Origin of the sequence: Rhodococcus spelaei, assembly GCF_006704125.1 — a bacterium.
Lineage (GTDB): Bacteria > Actinomycetota > Actinomycetes > Mycobacteriales > Mycobacteriaceae > Rhodococcus_G > Rhodococcus_G spelaei.
This window is the reverse complement of sequence record NZ_VIGH01000005.1, coordinates 327,173-335,531: the sequence shown is the minus strand read 5'-3', so window position 1 is coordinate 335,531 and position 8,359 is coordinate 327,173. Positions and strand designations below refer to the sequence as shown.

The window sequence follows — 8,359 nt, the reverse complement described above, 5'->3', positions numbered from 1 at the left end:
GCGTCCTCCTCGTCGCCGCCGTCACGGCGTTTCGCCGAAGGACCCGCACACACAAGTCGAGGACCTGACATCCCCCGACCCTGCAGGTCCTCCTCGAACCATCACTCACTCCTCATCACGCACCGACCGCCTGCGGCGCGAAGAGCTGATGAGGCTTCTCTTGATTATCCTTGCTCGATCGCCGTCCGTTACCCCGGGCGCACACCCCCGATTACTATGTATAATGCCCGCACGCAGGCAAGATTTGCTGCATCATTCGCGTCCGCGCCGCCCGACTCAGTCGCCCGACCAGAAGAAACCCGGCCGGCCGGCGGCCCTGTTCCTGTACGCGCCTGACGCCCCCGGGAGAACACCACACGGGTCGACGAGACGACGCTGCTCGCGCACGGTCAATGCCACCCCCTCAGGTCGACCTGCACGCCCCGAACAAGACGCACGCGAACCCAGAGGGGTGCCGCATTTGCCCGATTTGGCGCCCACAGACGTTGCCTGCGGACCCGTATTGGTATCAGGCTGGAGCGGGCTGTCGCAAATACGACACGTCCGCGATTCGGAGGACTTCAGATCAGCATCTTCCCCCACCGCATCCGACGCCGCAGGTCGCGCAGCAGCAGCTGGTTCACCCCATGCCTGACGAAGCGCGGCAGAAACCTGTTCACGAGGGAAACGAACACGAACAAATGCTCGAACCGCCTGCGATCGGGCGGGGTCATTCCAGGCCCGACTGCTCCCGGAGCAGCGGCGGCGGGACCTGGATGACGACGGGCGGCTCTGCGTCGGTCTATTTCGTGTCCACGTTGTCGACGACCCAGCGGTCGCCGTCGCGCACGAGAGTAACGACCATCCGGTACTTCTGGGAGTTACCGTCCGGCGAGACGACGTTCTTCGCGTGCTGGTCCACGAAAGCCAGCACGACGGCGTTCGAGTCGTCGATGCTCTCGACCGCGACGTGATCGGCAGTCGCGGTCGCCTGCCCCTTGCCGTCCGTCACGATCTGCCGCAGCGCGTCGACCATCTGGTTGTACTTGTCGGCGAAGCCGGGTGTCGACATCTGCGCGATCTTGTCCCGGTTCGCATCGAGGGACTGGAAGTCGAAGGACGACAGCGCCACCGAGTAGTCACGCGCGGTGTCGACTGCCTCCGCACGCAGCCTGTCGAGGTGCCGTGCGTGCAGGACGGACGTCACCAGCGTCGCGCTGGCCGCGATCAGCGCGACGACGAGCAGCAGGGCCAGCAGCACCCGGGGGTGCCGCAACCGGCGCGCGGTCCGGCCCACGGCTCCCTGCCTCGCACCCGCGTCGGGCTGTGACTCACCTGCCGTCGTCGCTTCGGTCGGGCCGTCCGTCGACATGTCCAGCACGTCGGTCGCGGCCGGGTCGGTGCGCTCACTTGCCATGTCCGAGATCCTCCAGGAGCTTCTTCCAGTAGTTCAGTGCCTCGACCCCGGTCGGGACGAGAATCGGGTCGTCCACCACCGGAGGTCCGATGACGGTCCCCGGGGTGGTTGCATTCTGCAGCCCCAGGTCATTGGGCCGCGGGGCGTTTCGAGCACCGCGCTGCGCGATGTTCTTCCCCGGTGGGCAGTAGTAGGTCAGGTTCGGCGGGGTCGCGGGCGAAGCCTCGGGGAATGTCGGCGGGGTCGCGGGCGAAGCCTCGGGGAATGTCGGCTGGGTCGCGGGCGAAGCCTCGGGGAATGTCGTGGCGGGGCTGACGTCGCCGACCGCACGCCTCACGGTGTCGTAGTTGCACACCGGACCCTGCGTGGCCACCAGGGTGAAGTTCGCGCGGTCCCCGGTCACGATGGACCCGAGCCTGCCGAGACCCTTCGGGATGTCGGTCAGTCCCGACGCCAGGGCCCCGGTGCGATCGGAGATGATCGGCTCCACGGTGACCAGGTTCGCGAGCAGCGCGCCGAAGGTGTCGTGATAGCGGTCGAACAGTTGCTGCGCATTGCCGAGAGCCTGCGGCGAGGTGTCCGCCAGGTACACCAGCACCGGCGCACTGGTGTCGAGCTGTTCGGTGAAGTTGCGCGCCGCGGACGTCCCACGCACGAACGAATCCGACTGTCCCGCCATCGCTGACACCAGACTCGCGGTCCGGTCCAGCAGCGACTTCAGCATCGGCGTCTGCGCGGACAGTTGCGCGGACAGGGTGTCACCGTTGTCGATGATGCCGGCTATCGCCGGGCCGAGGCCGTCGAACGAGGCACCGAGTTCGGTGCCGAGGTCGCTGACCGCCGTGGGGTCGATGCCGTCGACCAGCCGGGAGGCCTGCAGCATCATCTGACTCATCTGGACGGGCTGCTTGTCCGCCGGCGCGGCGAGCTCGTCACCGTTCCCGAGGAAGGGCCCCTCCCCCGTGTTGGGGAAGATGTCGACGTTCTGGATGCCCGCGGCCGTCCCCATTCCGACCCTCGCGACGCTGTCGCGGGGAATCCGGGTCCCTGGGTCGAGGTCGAAATCCACTCGGGCGCCGCCGACGTCGGGTGCCAGCGACACGCTCGCCACCTTGCCGACGGTCACACCGCGGTAGGTGACGCTGGTCCCCGCGGTCAGTCCCAGGGCATCCGCCATCTGGGAGTGCACGCGGATCGGGTCCCCGAACGCCTGCGGACCGAGCACGTAGTTGATCCCGAACGGGATCACGATCGCGGACGTCAGCGCGAAGAGGATCAACTGGACCACCACGAGCCGCCTCACCGGGCACCTGCCGTCGCCACCGGGGCCGGGACACCCGGTGAGCCGGGCTTCACGCCGCCGCCCGCCAGTAGTGACGCGAGGGTGCCGGCGGCGGGTGTGGTCGCGGGGCCGGTCAGGTTCGGCCCACCGGTGATGAGCTTGTCGATCCCGCCGGGGATGTCCAGTGCCCCGTCGAAGTTCAGGTAGTCGCCGTGCACGGACTTGCCGAAGTTCCCGAGGAAGGTGTTCATGTTGCCGAGCGTGGTCTGGATCCGGCCGTTGAAACTGGCCAGCGCGGCGATCAACGCGGAGGCGTCGTGCAGGGTTCCGTCCAGACCCTCTGGCGACGCGGCGAGGATCGCGTTGGTGTTGGTCGCGAGGGTGGTCGTGGAGGCGAGCAGCGACGCGATCGAGTCCCGCTGCTCGCTCAGGAGTCTGACCGTCTCGGGCATGGCGTCGAGGTAGCCGTCGACCACCTTCTGCTGACCGGCCAGTTGCCGGGAGACCCGCGCCGCGAGGTCGATCGCGGTGTCGAAGTCGTTCTGGTTGGCGGTGGCGCTGCCCAGCAGGGTGGTCATCGTGTCCATCAGCCCGCGAACCTCCCCGGAGCGTCCGGCGAACGCCTTGTTGAGTTCGTCGACGACGGTGTGCAACTGACCGATCCCGCTGCCACTGACGACGGTGCCGAGCGTGGCCAGCGCGCTCTCGATCTGCGGTCCGATGGTGGTGCTGGACTCGGCGATCACGTCGCCCTGCCGCAACGGCCGACTCGACGGTTGTGCGGGCACGATCAACCTGATGAACGGATTGCCCAGTGCCGACGGCAGTTCCACGGCCGCCTGCACGTTGTCGGGCAACTCCGTCTCCCGGGCGAGGCTGAGCCGGACCTTCGCGCCGACCGTGTCGGTGGACAGGTTCGCCACCCGGCCGATCACCTTCTGCCCGGTGAGCACGTCGGCACCGAGCAGCAGTCCCTCCGCGGTGGACAGTTGCAGCGTCACCGCGTAGTCCGGACCGTCCGCGGTCCGGCCGAGCGGCAGGTCCTGCATCCCGACCCCGCAGCCGGCCAGCACCAGGCACGCCATCCCGGTCGCTCCCAGTCGAATCACTCTGTTGCGCATCAATTCCCCTTCGGCGGCATCGCGCCGCCGCTGAGCGCGGAGACGATGCCGAGCGGATCGGAGGCACTGACCGGGAACGAGATCGGGTTGGTGAACCCGGCGCCGGTGCACAGTGGAAGCGGATACTTCTCGCACAGCGGCTTCGCGACGGCGAACTGGGTGAGCGCGGTCGAGACGTTCAGTCGAATTCGCCCGCGGTTGTCCGGGCCGATGGAATTGGACAGGTTCTGCATGAGCAGCGGCACCACGTCCATGAACTCCGCGAGGCCGGCCTGATTCGCGGCCAATGTGTCGCCGACGGTGCGCAGGTTCCCCGCGACCGCGCCGACGTCGTCCCCGTGGGCGGCCATGAATCCGTTGACCTGGTCGAGCACCACCCGCAGGTCCTGCAGCGGCTGCGCGATGTCGATCTTGCCGGCCGACCACTGGTCGCCGAGGTCACCGAGCCCCTTGACCAGTTCGTCCAGGTTCACCTGCCTGGCGTCCAGGGCGCCCATCAGGGTGTTGAGGTTCGCCACGAGCGCGCCGATGTCCTCCGCGCGCGCACCCACGACCCCCGTTGCCGCACTGAGGTTCTTGACGGCGGTGTTGAACTGTTCACCGTGCCCGCGCCATTCGTCGGCGGCCTTGGTGAGAAGCTCGCCCGTCTTCGCTCCCGGGGCACCTGTCACACCCCCTGTCGTCCCGCCGCCGAGCGCCTCGGTGAGGGCGCTGACGCTGCCCATCAGCCCGTCGAAGTCGATCGGGGCATGGCTGCGCTCGGCGGGGATGTCGGCGCCGTCCCCGAGCTTCGGGCCGCCGGAGTAAGTCGGCCCCAGTTCGACGTGGCGGTCGCTGATCACAGACGGGTTGAGCACGTAGGCGCTCGCATCGGCCGGCAGATCGACATTGTCAGGCATCGTCAGCGTCACCCGTACCGTGGCGCCCTGGGGCTCGACCGCCGTCACGGACCCGACCGGGACGCCGAGAACGGTGACCTTGCTACCGGGATAGATTCCGCCCACGTAGCTGAAATTCGCGTACACGGTCTTCGTGTTGTCCGTGTGGGCGAAGACGAACCACCCCGCGACCGCGAGCGCGCTGACGAGCACGAGCGCGGTAACCATGCGCGGCCACCGCCGGCGAGCGGTCGGGATCTCGTCGTCGACGATGTCGGTCGGCGGGGGGACCGTGGCGAGGGCGGTCACTATTTGCACCCCTGCATGGCTCCGACGGCACACAGCAGGTTGTCCGGGATCACGGCGGCGGGCGCGTTGACATCGGTCCAGGCGCCGTTACCGGTCGCGTCCGCCGCCGAGCGCAGCGCGGGCGGAACCCGCTCCATCAGCAGCCCGATGTTGTCGGCATTGCGCTTGAGGGTGTCTGTGATCGACACCAGGTTCGTGACCATCTGCCCGAAGTCCTCCTGATGCTCGGTCATCGTCGTCGACAGCGTCGCCAGCACGGCACTGAGGTTGTTCACGAGTTCGGTCAGGGCCTGCTTGCGAACGGCGAGGATCCGGACCACCGTCTGCGCGTTCGCCACCGTCGTGGTGATCGATTCGCTCTGCCGGACAAGGAGATCGGAGAGCGAGCGGGACATCACGAGCAGTTGGTCGACCTGTTGGCCGTTGTGTGCGAAGGCCGCCGACGCGCCGCTCAAGCCGGCGAGGGTCTTGCCGAGCTGGTCCGAGTCCGCCGGCATCACCTGAGACAGCGTGGTCATCATCGCCTGCATCGAGTCGAGGTCGAGGCCGTGCGCGGCCGCGGTCGCGTCCCGGCTCACGTCGTCGAGGCTGTACGGAACGGTCGTGCGCGACCGGGGAATCACGTTGTCGTCGACCACGACTCCCGCGGGCACCACCTCGAGGTAGCGCTTGCCGAGCACCGTCTTGAGGCGCACGGTCGCGGTGGTCTGGTTGCCGAGCGGCTGCCCGTTGTCCAACCGGAAGTCGACCCGGACGTGATCGCCCGCCAGCTCGATTCCCTCGACCCGGCCGGCGGGCACCCCAGCCACGTACACCGGGTCCCCGCCCGACAGACCGCTGGCGTTCTCGAGTTCGGCCACGTACGGACTGGTCCGGACCTGGTACCACGCCCTCGGAGCGCCGATCGCCACCCCGAGGCCGGCCACCAACACGACGATCCCGAGGGCGCCGAGCGCCATCGGCGTACCACTGTTCGGGCGGCGGTCGCCCTTGAACAGGAACGTCATCATGCCGACGACGACGTCGATCAACTTGACCAGGAACATCATGAGCACACCTGTGAGTGGGTCGGACCGAAGATGTTCGCTTCCAGGTCGCCCGCCTTCAGCGTGAAGTTGCACAGGTACAGGTTGACGAACCCGCCGTAGCTGCCCATTCGGTTGATCGCGGCCCCGAACTCGGGCATCTTGGCGACGAACGCGTTGAACTCGTCGGTGCTCGCGATCCAGCTGTCCGTCACCGACTTCAGATCGGTGACGGTCTTTCCGAAGGCGCCGTTCGAGCGGGCCATGGACTGGGCGAGCTGCGCGACCGCCCGGTTGCCGTCGCCGAGCAGCGCGACGAGTTGGTCACTGTTGCCGGCAACACTGGTGCTCAGCCCGCTCAGGCCTGCGAGCAACTGTTCGAGCTGCGGCGCCCTCGCGTTCACAGCGCCGAGCAGCGCGGCGAGGTTGTCCACGAGTTGCTTGATCACGTCCTGCCGTCCGGCCAAACTCGTGCTCAGAGAACCGATCTGCGAGAGCAGGGTCGCGATCGTCTGTCCCTTGCCGCTGAAGGTCTCGACGAAACCACGGGTGAGGGTGTTGACCTGGTCGGGCGCCAACGCGTCGAACAGTGGCCGGAAGCCGTTCATCAGCGCGGTCAGGTCGACCGGTGGCGTCGTCTGCGAAATCGGGATCACCTCACCCGGGCTCAATGCCTCGGCGGGCCGGCCGGCGGCGGCGTACTCGATTGCAGCCCCGGCCGGTTGGGTCAGCGCAATGTAGCGCGCTCCCAGCATGTCCCCGTACCGGACGGCAGCGGTCACCTCCCGGGACAGGGTATGACCGGACTCGACCTCGATGCCGACCACGGCCTTGCTGGTCCCACCACCCGCATCGGCGAAGGCGATCGAGTCGACGCGACCCACCCGGACCCCCGCCATCGTCACCGGGTTGCCGGGGCCCAGCCCCTCCACGTCGGTGAATTCGACCGTGTACTCGTCTGTGTCGCCGCGGACCGGCACCGACAGCGTGTTCACCACGAAGGAGGCGCACAGCACCCCGGTGAGACAGAATCCGATCGCCTTCACCACGGGAACCCAGGCAATCTTCATCGCACGCTCACCTCGTTCCCCCGCACCATCGGCCCGAGCATGACGACCGTCGCCGGGTTGGGTGCTGATGCCGCGAGGTTTCCTCCGAGGGTGTCCTCGAGCTTCTTCAGCACCGGCGCCTCGCGGTCGCCGTCCACCACGTCCGACCGTCCGAACGACGCGGGTGCCGCCGCTACCGCGGGTTGCGGCGAGACGGCCTGCTGCGGCGGGACGGCCTGCTGTACCGAGGCAGATTGTCCCCCTCCGCAAGTGGCGCCGTACGCGCTGCCGTAGTGCGGGCAGTCGGCACCGGTGTACGGGAGCGGGCCCGCGAACGACGGCACGGCGGTGATGTTGAACTTGCCGGTGGCGAACACCCGCGCTCCGGCCGCCCCGAACGACTCCGCCCCGGACAGCGTGTCCACCAGACCCGACGTGTTCGCCGCGGTGGTCGCGAGGATCTTGCCGGTCGAGTCCATCACGGTGGTGATCCGGCCGCGCTGCTCACCGACGAAGGACGCCGCCACCGAGGCGAAACTCGCTGCCGCGCCGAACATCGCGGCCATCTGGTCACCGTGCTCGACGATGCTCCGCGACACCGAGGTCGCGGCCGTCAGAGTGGCCAGCACGTCCGGGGTCGCAGCGTCCAGGGCCGTCATCACCGAGCGGAACTCCGGTGCGGTGTCGAGGAATCGCTGCGCGGACGGCGTCAGCGTCGCCGACGCCGATCCGAGCCGGTCCACAATCCGGCCGATCGTCTCGCCGCGACCGTCGAGCGCCTTGCCCAGGGCGGTGAGCGCGGTCTGCATCTTCTGCGGCTGCATGCGGTCGAGGACGTCGACCATCTTCTTGTAGACCCCGTACAGCGCTACCGCGTCCGGGCCGGTGTCCACCCCGATGGTGTCCCCGTCCGCCAGCGGCGCTGACGATCCGGCATTCGGCGCGTCCACCAGTTGGATGTAGATGTCCCCGAAGAACGTTCGCGGTACGACGCGCGCGAGGACCGCCGACGGCACCTGCCCGATCGAGCCGGAGTCGATCTGAAGTCGGACGACGGAAGACTGGGCGCCGGAGTCGATTCCGGCGATCCGCCCGATGTTGACACCCGAGTAGCGCACCGGCGCCTCGCCGGCGATCAGGCCGGCGGAGGCGGGGATGGCGACGACCACCTCGGGATCGCGGTGCAGGTTGCCCGACCCGCGCAGCACCATCACCACCGCGACGACGACGCCGACCAGCACCGCCAGGGCGCCGCGGATCGCGAGCCCCACCCTCGACCGTCCTGTGAACTGGTCCATC

7 protein-coding genes and 1 pseudogene are annotated in these 8,359 nt (G+C 68.3%); all 8 read right to left on the bottom strand.

The features are described 5' to 3' along the window. Positions 1-560: 560 nt before the first annotated feature. Positions 561-742 (bottom strand): annotated as a pseudogene (locus FK531_RS22710) (oxygenase MpaB family protein); the annotation flags it as partial. A 39-nt stretch (positions 743-781) separates the two neighbouring features. Next, a complete protein-coding gene (locus tag FK531_RS22705) occupies positions 782-1,396 on the bottom strand; it encodes an Rv1363c family protein (protein WP_246098139.1) in 615 nt (204 codons plus the stop codon). After that, complete coding sequence (locus tag FK531_RS13565) at positions 1,386-2,699, bottom strand: MCE family protein (protein ID WP_142100130.1); 1,314 nt, start codon at positions 2,697-2,699, stop codon at positions 1,386-1,388. The genes FK531_RS22705 and FK531_RS13565 overlap by 11 nt, the downstream gene beginning before the upstream one ends. Next, positions 2,696-3,799 (bottom strand): MCE family protein, encoded by a 1,104-nt coding sequence (locus FK531_RS13560; RefSeq protein ID WP_142100129.1) that lies wholly within the window; start codon positions 3,797-3,799, stop codon positions 2,696-2,698. The genes FK531_RS13565 and FK531_RS13560 overlap by 4 nt, the downstream gene beginning before the upstream one ends. Further along, positions 3,799-4,905, bottom strand: a complete 1,107-nt coding sequence (locus FK531_RS13555; RefSeq protein WP_142100282.1) for an MCE family protein — start codon at positions 4,903-4,905, stop codon at positions 3,799-3,801. The genes FK531_RS13560 and FK531_RS13555 overlap by 1 nt, the downstream gene beginning before the upstream one ends. An 80-nt stretch (positions 4,906-4,985) precedes the next feature. Continuing rightward, positions 4,986-6,032 (bottom strand): MCE family protein, encoded by a 1,047-nt coding sequence (locus FK531_RS13550; protein ID WP_142100280.1) that lies wholly within the window; start codon positions 6,030-6,032, stop codon positions 4,986-4,988. Next, positions 6,032-7,081, bottom strand: a complete 1,050-nt coding sequence (locus tag FK531_RS13545) for an MCE family protein (protein ID WP_142100127.1) — start codon at positions 7,079-7,081, stop codon at positions 6,032-6,034. Before FK531_RS13545 ends, FK531_RS13550 begins: the two co-directional genes overlap by 1 nt. Next, positions 7,078-8,358 (bottom strand): MCE family protein, encoded by a 1,281-nt coding sequence (locus FK531_RS13540; protein WP_142100125.1) that lies wholly within the window; start codon positions 8,356-8,358, stop codon positions 7,078-7,080. Before FK531_RS13540 ends, FK531_RS13545 begins: the two co-directional genes overlap by 4 nt. Position 8,359 lies beyond the last annotated feature (1 nt).

Bases quoted from the DNA above. Each gene is read 5' to 3' on its own strand.
- FK531_RS22705 (WP_246098139.1), bottom strand. From the start codon at position 1,396: ATGGCAAGTGAGCGCACCGACCCGGCCGCGACCGACGTGCTGGACATG.
- FK531_RS13560 (WP_142100129.1), bottom strand. From the start codon at position 3,799: ATGCGCAACAGAGTGATTCGACTGGGAGCGACCGGGATGGCGTGCCTG.
- FK531_RS13555 (WP_142100282.1), bottom strand. From the start codon at position 4,905: ATGGTTACCGCGCTCGTGCTCGTCAGCGCGCTCGCGGTCGCGGGGTGG.
- FK531_RS13550 (WP_142100280.1), bottom strand. From the start codon at position 6,032: ATGTTCCTGGTCAAGTTGATCGACGTCGTCGTCGGCATGATGACGTTC.
- FK531_RS13545 (WP_142100127.1), bottom strand. From the start codon at position 7,081: ATGAAGATTGCCTGGGTTCCCGTGGTGAAGGCGATCGGATTCTGTCTC.
- FK531_RS13540 (WP_142100125.1), bottom strand. From the start codon at position 8,358: ATGGACCAGTTCACAGGACGGTCGAGGGTGGGGCTCGCGATCCGCGGC.